Origin of the sequence: Kaistia sp. 32K (genome assembly GCF_016629525.1) — a bacterium.
Taxonomy (GTDB): domain Bacteria; phylum Pseudomonadota; class Alphaproteobacteria; order Rhizobiales; family Kaistiaceae; genus Kaistia.
The window spans coordinates 601,891-618,806 of the sequence record NZ_AP024269.1 but is presented as its reverse complement, the minus strand read 5'-3'; the positions used below and the strand labels follow the sequence as shown (position 1 = coordinate 618,806).

The 16,916-nt window shown below is 66.8% G+C and carries 15 protein-coding genes; 10 read left to right on the top strand and 5 right to left on the bottom strand.

The features are described from left to right. The first annotated feature begins 146 nt into the window (after positions 1–146). From K32_RS02670 to K32_RS02650, 5 genes are all read left to right on the top strand, one after another. Positions 147–1,187, top strand: coding sequence for a substrate-binding domain-containing protein (locus K32_RS02670; RefSeq protein ID WP_201402537.1), 1,041 nt, complete (start codon positions 147–149; stop codon positions 1,185–1,187). A gap of 211 nt (positions 1,188–1,398) precedes the next feature. Next, positions 1,399–2,649 carry an LVIVD repeat-containing protein gene (locus K32_RS02665; protein WP_201402536.1) on the top strand — a complete coding sequence of 417 codons (1,251 nt, stop codon included), beginning with the start codon at positions 1,399–1,401 and terminating at the stop codon, positions 2,647–2,649. 192 nt (positions 2,650–2,841) lie between these two features. Beyond that, a complete protein-coding gene (locus K32_RS02660) occupies positions 2,842–4,386 on the top strand; it encodes a sugar ABC transporter ATP-binding protein (protein WP_201402535.1) in 1,545 nt (514 codons plus the stop codon). Next, positions 4,383–5,399, top strand: a complete 1,017-nt coding sequence (locus K32_RS02655; RefSeq protein WP_201402534.1) for an ABC transporter permease — start codon at positions 4,383–4,385, stop codon at positions 5,397–5,399. Before K32_RS02660 ends, K32_RS02655 begins: the two co-directional genes overlap by 4 nt. Positions 5,400–5,637: 238 nt before the next feature. After that, positions 5,638–6,582, top strand: coding sequence for a glycosyltransferase family 8 protein (locus K32_RS02650; RefSeq protein WP_201402533.1), 945 nt, complete (start codon positions 5,638–5,640; stop codon positions 6,580–6,582). Positions 6,583–6,600: 18 nt separating this feature from the next. Here K32_RS02650 and mtnK read toward each other — a convergent pair whose 3' ends face one another. The 3 genes from mtnK to K32_RS02635 form a co-directional block, all read right to left on the bottom strand. Further along, positions 6,601–7,863 (bottom strand): S-methyl-5-thioribose kinase, encoded by a 1,263-nt coding sequence (mtnK, locus tag K32_RS02645; RefSeq protein WP_201402532.1) that lies wholly within the window; start codon positions 7,861–7,863, stop codon positions 6,601–6,603. A 118-nt stretch (positions 7,864–7,981) separates the two neighbouring features. Beyond that, positions 7,982–8,824: a hypothetical protein gene (locus K32_RS02640; RefSeq protein WP_201402531.1), complete on the bottom strand. Its 843-nt coding sequence runs from the start codon at positions 8,822–8,824 to the stop codon at positions 7,982–7,984. A 19-nt stretch (positions 8,825–8,843) separates the two neighbouring features. Beyond that, the gene (locus K32_RS02635; protein WP_201402530.1) at positions 8,844–9,893 is read right to left on the bottom strand and encodes a substrate-binding domain-containing protein; all 1,050 of its coding nucleotides are present in this window, start codon (positions 9,891–9,893) and stop codon (positions 8,844–8,846) included. A 241-nt stretch (positions 9,894–10,134) separates the two neighbouring features. Here K32_RS02635 and mtnB point away from each other — a divergent pair, with 241 nt between their 5' ends. Together mtnB and K32_RS02625 are read left to right on the top strand one after the other, a co-directional pair. Then, entirely contained in the window at positions 10,135–10,809 is a 675-nt protein-coding gene (mtnB, locus tag K32_RS02630) for a methylthioribulose 1-phosphate dehydratase (RefSeq protein ID WP_244669803.1), read from the top strand. Continuing rightward, a complete protein-coding gene (locus K32_RS02625) occupies positions 10,806–11,363 on the top strand; it encodes an acireductone dioxygenase (RefSeq protein WP_201402529.1) in 558 nt (185 codons plus the stop codon). Before mtnB ends, K32_RS02625 begins: the two co-directional genes overlap by 4 nt. Before the next feature lie 326 nt (positions 11,364–11,689). Here the strand turns inward: K32_RS02625 and cdd are convergent, their stop codons facing one another. Further along, a complete protein-coding gene (gene cdd / locus K32_RS02620; RefSeq protein ID WP_201402528.1) occupies positions 11,690–12,661 on the bottom strand; it encodes a cytidine deaminase in 972 nt (323 codons plus the stop codon). Positions 12,662–12,896: 235 nt separating this feature from the next. On the opposite strand from cdd, the gene K32_RS02615 reads away from it, so the two are divergent. Together K32_RS02615 and K32_RS02610 are read left to right on the top strand one after the other, a co-directional pair. Then, the gene (locus K32_RS02615) at positions 12,897–13,934 is read left to right on the top strand and encodes a LacI family DNA-binding transcriptional regulator (RefSeq protein ID WP_201402527.1); all 1,038 of its coding nucleotides are present in this window, start codon (positions 12,897–12,899) and stop codon (positions 13,932–13,934) included. A 23-nt stretch (positions 13,935–13,957) separates the two neighbouring features. Further along, positions 13,958–14,734 carry a glutamine amidotransferase gene (locus tag K32_RS02610; RefSeq protein WP_201402526.1) on the top strand — a complete coding sequence of 259 codons (777 nt, stop codon included), beginning with the start codon at positions 13,958–13,960 and terminating at the stop codon, positions 14,732–14,734. A 233-nt stretch (positions 14,735–14,967) separates the two neighbouring features. Here the strand turns inward: K32_RS02610 and K32_RS02605 are convergent, their stop codons facing one another. Then, positions 14,968–15,609, bottom strand: a complete 642-nt coding sequence (locus tag K32_RS02605) for a GntR family transcriptional regulator (RefSeq protein ID WP_244669802.1) — start codon at positions 15,607–15,609, stop codon at positions 14,968–14,970. Between the two features lie 130 nt (positions 15,610–15,739). Between K32_RS02605 and K32_RS02600 the strand changes: the two genes are divergently transcribed. Then, entirely contained in the window at positions 15,740–16,876 is a 1,137-nt protein-coding gene (locus K32_RS02600) for a mandelate racemase/muconate lactonizing enzyme family protein (protein WP_201402524.1), read from the top strand. Positions 16,877–16,916 lie beyond the last annotated feature (40 nt).

Sequence of the window (16,916 nt, the reverse complement as noted above, 5' to 3'; positions counted from 1 at the left end):
CAAATGTCCCGAATTATGGCTTGAATTGAAATGCTGTTCCTTTATGCCCCACAGTAGAACGCTAGCTTGGCAACAATCGTGGCGGCAGCTCCAGCGAGCACAGATGCCGGCGCACAATTTCGGGCCATCAAACGGGGGTTTGGGATATGGGCAAGAAACTTCTTTCGCTGGCGCTCGCCGCCGGTCTGACGGCGCTGTCATCCGGCGCTTACGCCGAGGGCATCGCCGGCGCGCCGGCGCCGTTCGACAAGGGCGGCGTCAAGATAGCCGTCATCAGCTTCCTCGGCTCGGGCGACTGGCTGCAGGCGTTCGAGGCCGGCGTGAAGCGCCAGGCCGAGGCGCTCGGTATCGACGCCAACGTCTCGCAGGCGCGCAACGACATCAACGCCCAGCGCGAGCTGATCCAGCAGGCGGTCAATCTCGGCGTCAAAGGCATCGTCATCAACAACGGCCAGCCGGAAGCCCTGAAGGACGTCGCCCAGGCGGCGCTCGACGCCGGCATCCCGGTCGTCGCCTATGACGTCAACCTCGACAACGCCAAGATCCCGCAGATCGAGCAGTCCGACGCCGACATGGCGCGCCTCGTGCTCGAGCAGGCGGTCAAGGAACAGGGCGAGACCTTCGACGGCGGCGCCGTCTACGTCGCCGGCTTCGCGCCGCTCGACCGCCGCTATGCCGTCTGGAAGGATTTCGAGAAGAAGTATCCGGGCATCAAGGAAGTCGCGACCTGGGGCGTCGTCAACGACAGCGTCCCGGCTTCCGTCGCCGACCAGACCAAGGCCGTGCTCGCCGCCAACCCGACGCTCTCCGTCGTCTTCACCCCCTGGGACGAATTCGCCCGCGGCGTGAAGCTCGCGATCGACGAGGCCGGCGTCGCCGACAAGGTCAAGATCTACGGCGTCGACATCTCGACCTCGGACATCCAGGCCATGCTCGAGCCGAACAGCCCCTGGGTCGCCACCGCCGCCACCAACCCAGCCGTCGTCGGCGAGGTCTCGGTGCGCGCGCTGGCGCAGCTGATCGCCGGCCAGGACCCGGGCCGCTCGGTGCTGATCCAGCCGACGCTCGTCACCAAGAAGGACCTCGTCGACAACAACATCAAGACGATCGAGGAACTGCAGGACAAGTTCCCGGCCTTCAAGGACAGCGACGCCGCCAAGGCCGACTGGATCCCGGCTTCGAAGTAAGAACTCGGCACGCTCTGCCCGAACCCTCCCCTTGAGGGAGGGTCAAAACCGCGAAGCGGTTTTGGGGAGGGGTTGCTTGCGACATGGGGGTGGGAACGCTTCGGCTCGCCGAAGCTATCCCCTCCCCAAATCCGCCAAGGCGGATTTGACCCTCCCTCAAGGGGAGGGTTTCACGCGTGATTTCGGCTTCTGCCAAAATGAAGAAAAGACCATGACGCTGCCGACGCCCGACTATGCCAGAAACATTCGCCTGATCGGCCATTCCGACCAGGGCGGGCGGCCGGACGCGCTGCAGCTCATGGTGCATCGCGGCTTCGCCTATGTGGCGCATCCCTGGTCGCAGGGCTTTTCCATCATCGACGTGCGCGATCCGAAGAACCCGGGCGAGACCGTGTTCGTGCCGGCGCCGCCGAACACCTGGACGATCCACCTGCAGACGCATGACGATCTGCTACTCGTCATCCATGCGCGCGACCTGTTCGCCGACGCCGCCTTCGCCGTCGACGAGAAGGTCTACTACACGAAATCGGTCGGCGAGACGGTCGGCACCGCCGCCGGCAAGGTGTCGCGCAATTGGTCGGCCGGCATGGCGATCTACGACATCTCCAAGCCAACGGCGCCGCGCCAGATCGGCTTCTTCCCGGTCGACGGCGTCGGCATCCATCGCATCTGGTATGTCGGCGGCCGCTACGCCTATGTCTCGGCGCTCCTCGACGGCTACAGCGACTACATCTTCCTGATCGTCGACCTGCAGGACCCGACCAAGCCGGTCGAGGCCGGCCGCTGGTGGATCCCCGGCATGCATCTCGCCGGCGGCGAGCAGCCCACCTGGGGCGACGGCCGGCGCTATGCGCTGCATCACGGCCTGGTCGAGGGCGACACGGCCTATGCCTGCTGGCGCGACGGCGGCCTCACCATCCTCGACATCGCCGACAAGTCATCGCCGAAACTGATCACGCACAGGAACTGGTCGCCGCCGTTTGGTGGCGGCACGCATTCCGCCCTGCCCTTGCCGAAGCGCGACCTCCTAGTCGTCGCCGACGAGGCCGTGCTCGACCACGAGGAAGACGGGCGCAAGCGGACCTGGATCTTCGACATCAGGGACAAGGCGAACCCGATCTCGATCTCCACGCTGCCGACGCCGGCCGAGGCCGACTACACCGCCAAGGGCGGCCATTTCGGCCCGCACAATCTGCATGAGAACCGGCCGGGCAGTTTTGTCTCCGACACGCTTGTTTTCACCACCTACCAGAACGCCGGCGTGCGCGTGTTCGACATCTCGAACCCCTATGAGCCGAAGGAAACCGGCGCGCTGGTGCCGGCGGCGCCCGAGCGCATGGTCGACAAGCGGGGCAATCGTCCGCGCGTGATCCAGTCGGCCGATCTCTTCGTCGACGCCAACGGCATCATCTATTCGACCGATTACAATGCCGGCCTCGCCATCATGGAGTATGAGGGGTGAGCTGCGCCTCACTTCCCCCTCCCCCTTGCGGGGAGGGTCGGGGTGGGGGTACCAGCGCCGAAGCCGAAGAATGAACGCCAGGGGTGGCGGCTCTCTGTAGAAACCGAGCCGGTACCCCCTCCCTGACCCTCCCCACAAGTGGGAGGGAATTCCGCCTGAGCCCGTCAACGTCCAGTCCCGAACCGAGCCGCCTTGACCACCTCCCCCGCCAACATCGTCGTCTCCGTCAGGGCCATCGAAAAATCCTTCGGCCCGACCCGGGCGCTCGCCGGCGCGGATCTCGAGGTCAAGGCTGGCGAGATCGTGGCGCTGATGGGGGCGAACGGCGCCGGCAAGTCGACGCTGGTCAAGATCCTCTCCGGCTCGATCACCGCCGACAGCGGCACCATCCTCCTGAACGGCAAGGCGGTCTCCTTCGCCTCCCCGGCCGGGGCGCAGGCGGCTGGCGTCGCCACCGTGCACCAGGCGACCGACCAGGCCGGCGCGGCGGGGCTGACGGTCGCCGAGAATTTGACGCTGAACGAGCTCTGCGGCACCGGCAGCTTCTTCGTCTCGCCGCGCTCCACCCGCAAGCGCGCGAAGGAAATCGCGGCGCTGATCGACCTCGACCTGCCGCTCGACCGCGACTTCATCGATCTCCGCCCGGCCGAACGCCAGCTGATCGCGATCGCCCGCGCCGTCGCGGCCAGGGCGTCGGTGCTGATCCTCGACGAGCCGACCTCGAGCCTCTCGGCGACCGAGGCGGAGCGGCTCTTCGCCGTGCTGCGCCGGCTGAAAGAGAGCGGCATCGCCATCCTCTACATCTCGCACCGGACCGGCGATCTCGCGGCGATCGCCGACCGCGCCGTCGTGCTGCGCGGCGGCAAGGTCGTCGCCTCCTTCGCGCGGCCGATCGATTTTTCCGCCGCGATCGCCGCCATGATCGGGCGCACGCTGGACGCCGGCGCGCATGCCGCGACGGTTTCGACGCAGCCGGTCCTCGCCTCGATCCGCAAGGCGCGGCTGATCCCCGGGGCACGGCCCTTCGATCTCGAGCTTCGCTCCGGCGAGGTCGTCGCCATCACCGGCACCCTCGGCTCGGGCAAGAGTAGGCTGCTGCGCGCCCTGTTCGGGCTGGAGCCGCTGGCCGAGGGTTCGTTCACGCTCGACGGCAAGCCCTGGCTCTCGAACGGCCCGGCCCGTTCGATCGACAACGGCGTGTTCATGGTGGCGGAGGACCGCTGGGCCTCGTCGCTGCTACCGCCCGAAATCCCCGGCGCCTCGATCGCCGGCACCATCGCGCTGCCGCATCTGCCGCGCTGGTTCCCGCTCGGCCTGTTGCGCGAAACACGCGAGCGCCTCGTCGCCTCGGAGGCGATCGGCCGGCTCGGCATCAAGGCGCGCAGTCCCGACGACACGCTCGACCAGCTTTCCGGCGGCAACCAGCAGAAGGTGGTGCTGGCGCGCTGGCAGGCGGCGCCCTGCCGGCTGCTGCTGCTCGACGAGCCGTTCCAGGGCGTCGATGTCGGCGCCCGCGCCGATCTGATCGCCGCCATCCGCAACAGCCAGTCCGGCTCGGCGACGCTGATCGCCACCAGCGACACGGAAGAGGCGCTCGAGGTTGCCGACCGCATCCTCGTCATGCGCGACCACTCCCTTTACCAGGCCGACGGCAGCCAGGAGGGCGGCCTCGCCGCCGTCATCGGCAGCGTCGAAAGCGCCGAGACCCGGGCCGACGGCACAGGACAGACACCATGACCGACCACGCTGCATCCCCGTCGAAGCCGGCCTCGACCTTCGCGGAGACGGGGCGCAAATATGCGCTCTTCGTGCTCCTGGCGCTGATGCTGGTCGGCTTCTGGTACGCCCAGCCCGCCTTCATCAACTCGGCCAACCTGTTCTCCATCCTGCAGGCGGTCTCGGTCGTCGCCATCCTCGGCGTCGGCGTCTCGATCACCATGTCGGCCGGCGGCTTCGATCTCTCCGTCGGCAGCGTCGCCGCCTCCTCGGTGATGGCGGCGAGCTACGCCATGGTCGTCCTGCAGATGAACGCCGTCGAGACGCTCGGCCTCGTGCTGCTGATGGGCGCCTTCATCGGCCTCGTCAACGGCCTCTTGATCGTGCGCGTCGGCGTGCCCGACCTCTTGGCGACGCTCTCGACCATGTTCCTGCTCGCCGGATTGCAGCTGATCCCGACCGGCGGCCGCTCGATCACCGCCGGCATGACCCTGCCGAACGGCACAACGGCGCCCGGCGCCTATGATCCGGCCTTCCTCATTCTCGGTCGGGGGCGGCTGTTCGACACGGTGCCCTACCCCGTCATCGTCATGGCTGTCGTCGCCATCCTCGCCTGGTTCCTGATGGAGCGGACGCGCTGGGGCCGCGTGTTCTACGCGATCGGCGGCAACGAGACGGCGGCGCATCTCGCCGGCGCGCCGACCAAGGCGTATCGCCTCTGGGCCTATGTCATCTCCGGCACGCTCGCCTCGCTCGGCGGGCTGATCGTCGCCTCGCGCGTCGGCCGCGGCGACGTCTCGGCCGGCAATTCGCTGCTGCTCGATTCCGTCGCCGCCGCGCTGATCGGCTTCGCCGTGCTCGACAAGCGCCGCCCGCATGTGCTCGGCACCGTGCTCGGCGCGATCTTCGTCGGCGTGCTTCTGAACGGCCTCACCATGCTGAACGCGCCCTATTACACGCAGGACTTCGTCAAGGGCGTCGTCCTCGTCGGCGCGCTGGCGCTGACCTTCGGGTTAGGCAAGAAGAAGCGGTAGTCCGGGCGCCCGCTTCCCCTGCGTCGAGGCGCGGGCGGAGCGGCGACCTTCCCTCACGTTTTCTTGACGTAAACCGGTGCACCGGCCGCTCGAACAGCGCTGGTTCCGGTCGCAGCGATCCGCTATGCAACCAATCCATGCACCGGACAGTCAGGGCGCCTTCAGGCCCTGTCGCCGTACCGGCTGGCTTTGCATCGACGACCGTCAACGAAATATCGGGATATCGGACTGACCTAAAATGATCATCGTCAGCGCAGGCGACACCAAGTTCGTCCCAGGCATGATGATGCTCATTTACTCGGCATGGATCAACAACCGGAACGCCCGCTTCTATGTGATTGACGCCGGCATCAGTCCGGACGGGCGCAAGAAGCTTTCGGCATTCTGCGCCGACCATGGCATTTCCTGCCAGATCGTCGGTGTCGATCCCGCTTTTCTGGCCCAGCTGCCGAAGAGCGTGAACTGGTCGCCCGCCATGTATGCGCGGCTCTTCATTCCCGATCTTCTCGCCGAACACGACAAGGCCATCTATATCGACGGCGACGCCGTGGTGAATTCGGACATTTCGGAGCTCTGGCAGCTCGATCTCGGCGAGGATCTCGTCGCCGGCGCGCTCGACGGGCTGATGACGCCGGCGTTCCTGGCGGACATCGGGCTCCGGGCCGACCAGTACATCAACTCCGGCGTCCTGGTCATGAACCTCGCCCTCTGGCGCGCCGAGCGGATCGCGGAGCAGGCGATCGCGCTACTGCTCGACCGGCCCGGGCTGGAGTTTCCGGACCAGACGGCGATCAACCTCGTCGCCCGGGACCGTGTTCGCTACATCGACCGCAAGTTCAACTTCTTCGCGCGCGAATACACCCGCTTCCCGAAGATGATCCCGCGCATCATCCACTATCCCGGCCCCGACAAGCCGTGGAGCAACAAGCGCTCGCCGCTGGCGGACGTCTTCGACGCCTATCGCGAGGTGTCCGGCGCCGATATTCCGAAGCCGAAGCGCGGCTGGCAGTTCAAGACCTTCCGACGGACCGTGTTCGGCCTCTTGACCCTGCGGCCGAAGCACTGGCGCCGGCTTCGCTACCGGCTCCACTACCGATCGACATTCATCGACCCGCATGTCGCGGAGCTGCGCGCCAAGGCGATGGCGGCGCGCGCACCGGCCCCCGAGGGCAGCGGGGCCTGAGCGCCCCGCCAACTTGCCTCAGATCGCCTTCGCGGCGGCGACGATGTCTTCCGGCGTGCGGAAGCTTGCCGGCTCGAGCAGGAAGGCGCGCGCGAGCTCGATGGCCTTCGTCTCCAGCGGCGCGCGGCGGGCCGGATCGGCGATCCGCTCGAAATCCGCATTGTGGGCGAAGCCGAGGATACGGCGGATCGTCTTGACGCCGGCATAGCCGACCGCGTCGGCGAAGATCCGGTCGAGGAAGACCTCGCGCGCCGCCGCGAGCACGGTGGCGTCGGCGGGATTGCCGAACATGGTGGCGGGATAGGCGTCGCCGCGGGCACTGGTCTCCCAGAGCGACAGGAAGCGCGTCTTGAAGGCGTTCCAGAACACCGGCACCTGGTCGAGCACCCAGTCGGCCTGCTCGCGCCGGTCGTCCGCCGCCGTCGCGTGGCCGGGCTGCGCCAGATAGTTCATGACGAGATTGGCGAGGAAGGCGCCAACATCGAAGCCGATCGGCCCGACGAAGGAGAATTCGGGATCCATGACGCGAGTGTCGGTCTCGGTGACCATGACCGAGCCGGTGTGCAGATCGCCATGGATCAGCGCCTGTCCCTCGGTCAGGAAGCGCCAGCCGAAATGGGCGACCGCTGCCTTCAGCACGGAATCGGAGCGGAAGCGCGCCGCGAGGCCATCGAGCTCCGGGCTGGTCCAGCGGTTGCGCGGCGACGGGCTCAGCGGATCGGAGAACACCACCTCGGCGGTGATGCGGATCAGCGAGGTGTTCTTGGCGAAGCGGGCGGTCAGCTCCGCCTTCGCCTCGATGGTGGCGCCGAAATCGGAGGTGGCGAAGGTCGAGCGGGCGGCGAAATCGCCGACATGCGCGGCAGCCTGCGGATAGCGCTTCCCCTCGATCAGGCCGCGCCGCAGGATGATGTGCGGCGAGAGCTTCTCCATCACGAAGGCGTAGAGCTTGGGCTCATAATAGTAGAAGCGCGGAACCAGCCCTTCGACATGCGGCTCGATCGCCCGGTAGTAGGACTGCTCGAAAAAGGCGCGGTCGAGCGGCAGCGGCCAGCTCTCGCCGGCGGCGCGCACATAGGGAAGCGACTGCTTCACGCAGACCGAGCCATCCGGCCCGTCGACGAGGAAGACGAGGTTCAGATTGCCGTCGCCGACCTCCTCGACCGTCCAGCGCTCCGGCGCGCCGCCGAGCTTCGAGCGGATCTCCGGAAGGCCAGCCAGGAAGGTCCGGACGGAGTGGTTGTCGAGGGCCTGGTAGCCGTCGGGAGTATGAAGCGACATCGAACCTGCTCATTCAGTCTGGGAGGGCGCGCGGACGGGACCGCGCGCTCTAACTATTTGTCTTCTCGCGTTTTCTTCACGCGAACCGGTATCCGCGTCGTTCGAAAACGCTCTAGCGTCATTTCCAACCGTAGCGCGTGGCGGCGGCGTCGACGAGGACGGCATAGTCGGCCTCGATTGTCTCGAGCTTCTTGACGAGATCGGAATCCTTGCCGCCGAGGCGCTCGATATAGGCCGCGCCGTCCGGCTGGGCCTTCCAGTCGTTGCCGACGAAGCGGGCGACCGCCTTGCCGTTGTTGGTGACGGTCGGCTTCAGGGGGCCGAACTCCGCCGCCGCCTTGCTGAGGCCGGCGAGGAAGGCATCGTGGTCGAGGCCGCTATAGGGCTTGCCGTCGCCATCAGTGACGTTCAGGAAGATCTGGTCATCGCCGAACACCGTGTAGCCGCCGCCGAGGCCCTGATCGACCGACGCCGCCTTCTCGAAGAAGGCCTGTGCGACGGTCGAATCGAGCTTGTCGCGCGGATAGGTCACCGTGACGAAGTCGGTCTGGCCCGAGGGGTCGTCGAGGCGCGAGACCAGCACGCTTTCCTGGCGGAAGACATAGCCGAGCGCGGCGGCGAAGCGATCGGCCGCCGCGTCGTCGAGATCGGCCATGGTCTGCAGCGAGGCGTTGGTCTTCAGCAGGTAGCCGCCGGGCGTCACCTCGCTGACCATCTTGGCGTCTTCGACGCCGACGGCGTCGGCGATCTTCGGGACGATCCCGGCCAGCGCCTGCGTGGCGAAGGCGGAGCGCACCGCATAGGGCGCCTCGCCGAGCTTCGGCAGGTCATACCCCGCCGAGGGCGCCGCCTCGTAGGAGATCAGGACCGGCTCGACCGCCTCCGCGGTCGAGAGGGCCATGACGACGAAAGCGGCCCCGAGGGCCGCTTTGCCGAACATGCTGCGTATGGGCAGGCTCATGCATCTCGCTCCATTGCGTCTACTGCGTCGCGACGGGGATCCAGCTGGCGCTCGCCGCGTCGCTCTTGCCGAAAGCCGGCAGCTTCGCGTCGAGATCTTCCACCGTCTTGATGCCGTTGTCGCGCAGATCCTTTTGCGTGATCAGCACGGGCTTCACAACGATATTGTGGCCGGGATCCTCGCCGGCGATCAGCTTGGCGACGGCGCGCACCGAAACCTCGCCGACGACGGCCGGGTTGGTGGCGACGGTGGCGACCCACGGGCTGCCCTCGGCGGCGATCTCGGTGATATCGGCGGTCGAGACGTCGGCCGAATAGATCTTCACCTTGTCGGAGATGCCGAGCTCGTCGGTCGCGAGCTTCACGCCGCGGGCGAACTCGTCATAGGGCGCGAACACGACGGTGATGTCGGGATTGGCCTGGAAGGCGGCCTTGGTCTGGTCGGCGGTCGAGGCGGCGGTGGTGTCGTTCACCGCGCCCCAGCGCGCCTTCTCGACGATGCCCGGATTGGCCTTCTTCGTCTCTTCCCAAACCTCGTTGCGGCGGTCGAGCGGCGCGAAGCCGGCGACATAGACATAGCCGGCGTTGAACGACTTGCCGTTGTCGGCGATCGCCTGCTCCAACGCGGTCTTGGCCAGTTCGTGATCCGACTGCTCGACCTGGGGAATCGCGGGATTGCCGAGATCGACGTCGAAGGCGACGACCTTGATGCCGGCGTCGAGCGCCTTCTGCGCGACGTCCTTCAGCGCTTCCGGCTGGCCGTGATCGATGATGATGCCCTTGACGCCGAGATTGATCGCCTGCTCGATCTGCTCGCGCTGCTGGGCGGCGTCCTGGCGACCCGGGAAGATCTGCAGGTCGATGCCGAGGGCCTTGGCCTGCTTCTCGGCGCCGGCCTGGTAGGACTGGAAGAAATCGCCGGCCGAGATGAAGGTGACCAGCGCCACCTTGACGCCGCCCTTGTCGAACGGAGCGGGGGCGCCGGCAATGCCTTCGCCATAGGCGGGGGCGCCGAGCAGGCTGGTGGCCAGCAGGCCCGCGCCGGCAAGACCGAATGCGAAACGCTTCATGCTAAACTCTCCCTGTGTTCCGTCCGGTCGGGGCTGCGACCCGAGAACGCGCTGTAATTCGACTGCGAAGTTGCAATATAATTCTGATAGCGCGACGGCTTACGCTGGCGGAACGAAGGATTTTCTCTTTCATGGGCCCGGATTGGGAAATTTGATCTCCCGCGCGCGCCCGCGCGTGGTTTAGCTAGTATGGTGGCGCCCGGACCCGTTCCGGGACGCTTTTTTGACGGAGGTTGCGCGGTTGGCGCAGACGATTCCCCTGAAGACCGAAACCGGCGCGCCGGACACGGCTGATATCGTGGCGAAGGCGGTCGCGGGCGTCATCGCCGCCGGCCGCAACGCGTCGCTGCGCCACTGGGTGCCGGCGACATCGGGCAATTTCTCCGTCCGCATCGATGCCGACCGGATCGCGATCACCCGCTCGGGCGTCGACAAGGGCAACCTCGTCGCGTCCGACATCCTGATCCAGCCGCTCGACCAGCCGCTCCTGCCGGGTTCCTCGGCCGAGGCGGAGCTGCACACCGCGCTCTACCGGCAACGGCCGGAACTCGGCGCAATCTTCCACGTCCACAGCCCGGCGGCGACCGTGCTGTCGCGGCTGGCGCTTCACGAAGGCACGCTGACGCTGACCGGCTGGGAGCTGCAGAAGGCGCTCGCCGGTGTGCGGACGCATGAAGCAATTGTCGAAGTGCCCGTCTTCGCCAATGATCAGGACATCCCGGCCCTGTCCGGCCGGGTCGAGGCGCGCCTGGCGCAGCCGACGACCCGCCAGTGGGCTATTCCCGCGCCCGGCTATCTCTTGGCCGGACACGGTGTCTATGCATGGGGCGCCACCGAAGGCGATGCCGCCCGTCATCTTGAAGCGCTCGAAACGCTGTTCGAATTCGAGCTTTCCTACAGGAGGTTCACGCCATGACCACGCTGACCATCTATCCGGACAAGGATCCGGCCAACCCCGTCACCGTCACGTCCGATCCGGCCGAGATCGCCGCCGAGCTCAACAAGGTCGGCGTGCTGTTCGAGCGCTGGAAGGCTGGCGCCGAGCTCGCCGCCGATGCCAGCCATGAGGACATTCTCGCCGCCTACAAGCCGGAGATCGACCGGCTTTCGGCCGCCGAAGGCTACAAGACGATCGACGTGATGCGCATCACGCCGGACAATCCCAACAAGCAGACGATCCGCACCAAGTTCCTCGACGAGCACACGCATGACGAGGACGAGGTCCGCTTCTTCGTCGAGGGATCGGGCGCGTTCTACCTGCATCTCGGCGACAAGGTCTACCAGGTGGTCTGCACCCGCGACGACCTCTTGTCGGTGCCGGCCGGCACGCTGCACTGGTTCGACATGGGCCCGGAGCCGAACTTCACCTGCATCCGCCTGTTCATCTCGCCGGATGGCTGGGTCGCCAACTTCACCGGCGACAAGATCGCCTCGACGATCCCCGCCTTCGGCGAAGGCGTCGCGGCGTAATTGCTTCCCTAAACCCTCGCCCGCTCGCGGGAGAGGGTTGCCTCCCCTTGAACCCTCCCCTTGAGGGAGGGGCGACCGGCAGATCGACCTGCCTCGGGGGCTCTGCATGACAAGAGCCCCCTTCCCGAAACTCGACCATCATCCTGAGGTGCCCGGCGAAGCCGGGCCTCGAAGGAGGGTCCAGGGAACACCCTTTTCTTCACCTCTCCCTGAGAGAGGTAAGGGGCAACGTGGTCCGGCTGGCCACCCCTCAAAAGCCCCCTCCCCAAAACCGCCGAGGCGGTTTTGACCCTCCCTCAAGGGGAGGGTTCCAAGGGAAGCCCCCGTCACGCCACTTCCCAGACCACCCGCTTGAAGCTCGCCTTTGGCGCCACCGTCGCCAGCAGGTTCGGCAGGTCGCGGGAATAGTCGACGGCCCCCTTCTCCACCCCGCCGAGCACGGCCAGCTCGATCTCGTCATAGGCGCGGCCGGCGGCGATCAGATTGACCAGCGCCACCTGCAACGGGCCGAGGCTCGGATTGAAGGCGACGTTCTCCAGCGCCGCGCCAGTGATGACGCTGCCGTCGACGAGCCGAAGCGCCACGGCGGACGGCGCTCGGCCATAGGGCACATAGGCGAACTGGCCGGCGGCGACGAGCGCCTGCTCTAGGGCCGGGATCTCCGCGATCTCCGAGCGCACGACTGCCAATGACTGTCGGACCGAGCCCGGAGCCAGCGGCGTCACGCCCGCCTCGCCGAGATCGGCGGGCGAGAAGGCCCAGGGCAGCAGGTCGCGGAGCGGGATCCGGTGTCCCTGCATGGTGATGATATCGACGTCCAGTCCGCCCCTGAACTCGGCCAGGAACTGGCGGCAATGGCCGCAGGGCGGCGCGGCCTCGAGCGCGATCGCCGCGATCGACGTGCCGCGTGAAAACGCGCGCGCCGACAGGAACTGTTCGCCATGAATTGCTTCGCCGAGATTGGCGCCGGGGAATTCGACATTGCCGCCGAGGAGGAGCGCGCCGGTCTCGCGCTCCAGCGCCACCGCGCCGATGGTGAAATTCGAGATCGGCGGCCGCGCCACGTTGCGCGCGAACGGCACCAGCAGCAGCATCAGCTCGCGGATATCGGCGAGGTTATGCCGCGCGACCAGCTCGGCGGCGACATCGGCCGAAAGGACGAGGCCATCCTCCGGCGGGCGAGGCTCCGCCAGCCTTGCCGCGACCTCGGCGTTGAGCGCCGGCTCGACCGTTTCGAGCAGCGCCTCGCAACGAAGGCCGATGGCGGCGTCCGGACGGAACCGATCGGGTGAATTCACGCTATACTCCTGCGACAGACATCCAGAATCCGGGTCCAGTCTATCGCGGCCCCATCACGGGGAGGCAAGGCGGCTCCCCCGAAAGACATAGGCGCTCTATCGCTTTTCGACATTTCGAGGTCGATGTCGCATCCGCAGGTTGCTTTGCAGGTCAGAATTATTTCATCCTGCGAATTGGGGCGTCGGCACCGCGCATGCTGAGGTATGCCAGCCATCGTCATCGAGAAGGAATGCGATGATCGAAAAGAAAGACGCGACGGGCCGGAAGATTGCGACGCTGAAGGATGTCGCGGAAGCGTGCGGCCTCTCGATCGCCACCGTATCGCGCTATCTCAACCACTCGATCAAGCTGCCCAAGGCGACGACGGACCGCATCGACGCCGCCATCGCCGCCCTGAGCTACCAGCCCAATCCGCATGCGCGCAGCCTGAGCCTCGGCCGCTCCGAGACCATCGGCCTCGTCGTGCCGGATATCTCCAATCCCTATTTCGCCCATCTCGCCGCCGCGGTCGAACGGGCGGCGTCGGAATTCGGGCTCGGCCTTGTCCTCTGCCCGACGCTGAGCCGGACCGAGCGCGAGCTCGACTATCTGAGCCGCCTGTCGCGGCGCTATGTCGACGGCCTGCTCTTCATCACCAACAATGGCGACGATCCGGCGCTGACGCGGGCGCTGCAAGCGGCAGGCACGGTCGTCCTCGTCGACGACGACGTCGACGGCACGATCGCGCCGACCATCATGGCCGACAGCGAACAGGGCGGCTTTCTCGCCACCACCCATCTGATCGAGGCCGGGCATCGCAATCTCGCCTATGTCGGCGGACCGGCCGGGCTTTCGAGCAGCCGAAACCGCGTCGCCGGCTTTCGCCGCGCCATCGCCGAATCCGGGCTGAACGTGACCATCGCGGCCGAGCTCACCGGCCAGTACTCCTCGGCGCATGGCCGCGAGGCGGCGGACCGGCTCCTCGCGCTCGACCAGCCGCCGACGGCGGTCTTCGCCGCCTCCGACGAGATCGTGCTCGGCATGCTCGCCGTTTTCAAGCAGCGCGGGGTCAAGGTCGGCCCCGACATCTCGGTCGTCGCCTTCGACGACGCCGGCCCGCTCGACCTGTTCGATCCGCCGCTTACCGCCATCCGCCAGCCGGTCGCCGCCATGGGGCGGCTGGCGGTCGAACGCGTGCTCAGCCTGATCAAGGGGGAAATCCGCAGGCCGGATACCGAGATCCTGCCGGTCGAGCTGATCATCCGCGAATCCGTCAAGCCGCCACGTATCTGAGAGCGGCATCTCAAGGGAAGAAAATGGCCAGGAAGAAAGTACTGCTCGTCGGCGAAAGCTGGATGTCGAGCGCCACGCACTACAAGGGTTTCGACCAGTTCGGCAGCGTCACCTTCCATCTCGGCGCCGAGCCGCTGGTGAAGGCGCTGAAGGACAGCGAGTTCGAGCTGACCTACATGCAGGCGCATCAGGCGCCGACCGACCTCCCCTTCACGCTGGAGGGGCTCGACGCCTATGACGCGGTCATCCTCTCCGACATCGGCTCCAATTCGATCCTGCTGCATCCCGACGTCTGGCTGCACGGCAAGCCGGTGCCGAACCGCGTCAAGCTGCTGCGCGAATGGACGGAAAAGGGCGGCGGCCTCGTCATGATCGGCGGCTACCTGACCTTCCAGGGCATCGACGGACGCGGGCGCTGGGCCCGCACGGCGGTCGAGCAGGCGCTGCCGGTCGACTGCCTGCCCCATGACGACCGCATTGAGGTGCCGGAAGGCTTTCGCGCCGAGATCACCGGCGATCGCTCGCATCCGATCCTCGCCGGGCTCGACGGCGAATGGCCGATCCTGCTCGGCGCCAACGAGGTCAAGCTCAAGGACCGGCCGGGCGTCGAGCTGCTGGCGCGGCTGCCCGATTCCGACGGCGGCCACCCGCTCCTCGTCACGGGCAGCTATGGCGAGGGCCGCAGCGTCGCCTGGACGTCCGACATTGGCCCGCACTGGCTGCCGAACAGCTTCGTCGAATGGCCGGGCTATGCGCGGCTGTGGAAGAACGTGCTCGGCTGGGTGACCAAGACGAGCTAGTCGCGGAGCGAGAAGCAAGTCCCTCACCCCACCCTCTCCCGCGAGCGGTAGAGGGCTTTCCGCCCGTGTGGTGTCGACAGAGAGGCTGGCCGCGGTCAGCCCCCTCTCCCGCTTGCGGGAGAGGGTTGGAGTGAGGGTCTGGTGAGGGTCTCTTGGCCCTCAAATTCCCAACATGCTGAGGAGCCCGCAAAGCGGGCGTCTCGAAGCACGCACCAAGCCCCCGGCCAAAGACCTCAAAAAATCCCGAGCGTCCGCTGCAGCGCGTTGGAGAAATGCGCCTGCAGCGCCGCCTCGGCGGCGTCGGCGTCGCGGGCCTTGCAGGCCTCGAGCAGCACCATGTGCTCGCGCAAAGTGCGCATGACGATCGGCGTGGTCAGCGTCCGGTCGAGCCGGATCAGCCGCAGGTAATTGTGGACGCGGCGATAGGTCGATCCGATCAGCGGATTGCCGAGCGCGCCGATGATCTCGAAATGCAGCACCGCGTCGATGTCGATCATCTCGGGCGCGATCGCCGGCGTGAAGCCGTCGCGCTCCAGCGCCGCGATGCCGCGCTCGTGCCGGGCGATCAGCGCGTCCAGGACTTCCATCGAGGCGGTCTCGGCGAACACCCGCACCGCCGGCCGCTCGAGAATGCCGCGCAGCTGGTAGGTGTTCCGCGCCAGCTCGAAATCCGCCTTCAGGAAGCGAATGCCGGAACGGGGATGGATCGTCAGCAATCCCTCCGTCTGCAGCACGCGCAGCGCATCGCGCAGCGGCGCCACCGGCACGCCGATCAGCTTCACCAAATCGTTCTGCGAGACGAAGGCGCCGGCCGGCAGCTCGCGTCCGAACAGCATGTCGAGGATGCGCTCATAGGCGACCTCGCTCAGCGACACGGTGACGGAATCGCTCTCGCGCTCCGTCGGTTCGGTCGCGCCGGCATCTTGCGAAGGAAGGAGATCTGATCTATCAGATCGCTTACGTGACATATCAACTCTCACTCTTGATCGATTAAGCGAGCATAGCATGCGTATCGTGGATTTCCGAATTGTCCGTTTCCAGTTCGCCCGCGACCGTGTGATCGGCGACAGCCAGGTCCGCATCGCGCATGCGCATGTCGCGACGATCGAGTTGATCGCCGACAACGGCATGGTCGGTCTCGGCTTCCTCGCCACGCTGTTCAACCCGCTGCCGGCGCAGGCCGAGATCGAGCGGATCTTTCGCGCCGAGATCTGGCCGGGCCTTGAGGGCCAGGCGCCGGCGGCGCTCGTGCATCGCGTGCGCCGGCCGCGCGGCGGCAACATCCGTGGCGCGTCGCTGCCCTTCGGCGAAGGCGTCGACCAGGCGCTCTGGGACCTCGCCGCCAAGAAACTCGACATGCCGCTCTGGAAGCTGCTCGGCGGCAGCAAGACGCGGGTCAAGGCCTATGCCAGCGGCCTCGATTTCCACCTCTCCGACGATGATTTCTGCGCGCTGTTCGATCACGCCGCGTCGATCGGCTACCGGGCGTTCAAGATCAAGGTCGGCCATCCCGACATCGAGCGCGACCTGCACCGCCTCGACCTGCTGGTGAAGACCGTGGGCAAGCCCGAAGCGATCATGATCGACGCCAACGAGGGCTGGTCGCCGCAGCAGACCGTCCGCAACATGAACAAGATCCGGGATGCCGGCTTCGACATCCTGTGGATCGAGGATCCCTGCCTGCGCTACGATTTCGAGGGCCTGAAGATGATCCGGGCCGGCTGCCCGTTCACGCTGGTCAATTCGGGCGAATATTTCGACGCGCACGGCAAGCGCCAGCTGATCGAGGCGCGCGGCACCGACATGATCAACGTGCACGGCTTCGTCTCCGAGGTGATGCGCATCGGCTGGCTCGCCGCCGAGCACGGCATTCCTGTCAGCCTCGGCAATTCGTTCCTCGAGATCGGCGTCAACATGGCGATCGCGCTGCCGGAGGTCGAATGGCTGGAATACTCGTTCCAGAATTTCGATCATCTAGTCGAGACGCCGTTCGAGATCCGCGACGGCTGGATCCAAGCGCATGACCGCCCCGGCCACGGCCTGGTGCTGTCGGAGGCCGCGCGCAGCGAATGGGCTGTGCCCGAGGTGCTGGCGAACGACGCCCTGCCGCCGGGACCGGTGAACACGCGCCTGCCGCACTAGGCCAGCCGCAAGCCGACAATCCCCGCCGCCGCGCTCGCCG

Coding starts and splice junctions, on each gene's coding strand:
- K32_RS02600 (WP_201402524.1), top strand. CDS start 15,740: ATGCGTATCGTGGATTTCCGAATTGTCCGTTTCCAGTTCGCCCGCGAC.
- K32_RS02650 (WP_201402533.1), top strand. CDS start 5,638: ATGATCATCGTCAGCGCAGGCGACACCAAGTTCGTCCCAGGCATGATG.
- K32_RS02635 (WP_201402530.1), bottom strand. CDS start 9,893: ATGAAGCGTTTCGCATTCGGTCTTGCCGGCGCGGGCCTGCTGGCCACC.
- K32_RS02670 (WP_201402537.1), top strand. CDS start 147: ATGGGCAAGAAACTTCTTTCGCTGGCGCTCGCCGCCGGTCTGACGGCG.
- K32_RS02615 (WP_201402527.1), top strand. CDS start 12,897: ATGATCGAAAAGAAAGACGCGACGGGCCGGAAGATTGCGACGCTGAAG.
- K32_RS02610 (WP_201402526.1), top strand. CDS start 13,958: ATGGCCAGGAAGAAAGTACTGCTCGTCGGCGAAAGCTGGATGTCGAGC.
- K32_RS02665 (WP_201402536.1), top strand. CDS start 1,399: ATGACGCTGCCGACGCCCGACTATGCCAGAAACATTCGCCTGATCGGC.
- mtnK (WP_201402532.1), bottom strand. CDS start 7,863: ATGTCGCTTCATACTCCCGACGGCTACCAGGCCCTCGACAACCACTCC.
- K32_RS02640 (WP_201402531.1), bottom strand. CDS start 8,824: ATGAGCCTGCCCATACGCAGCATGTTCGGCAAAGCGGCCCTCGGGGCC.
- K32_RS02655 (WP_201402534.1), top strand. CDS start 4,383: ATGACCGACCACGCTGCATCCCCGTCGAAGCCGGCCTCGACCTTCGCG.
- K32_RS02625 (WP_201402529.1), top strand. CDS start 10,806: ATGACCACGCTGACCATCTATCCGGACAAGGATCCGGCCAACCCCGTC.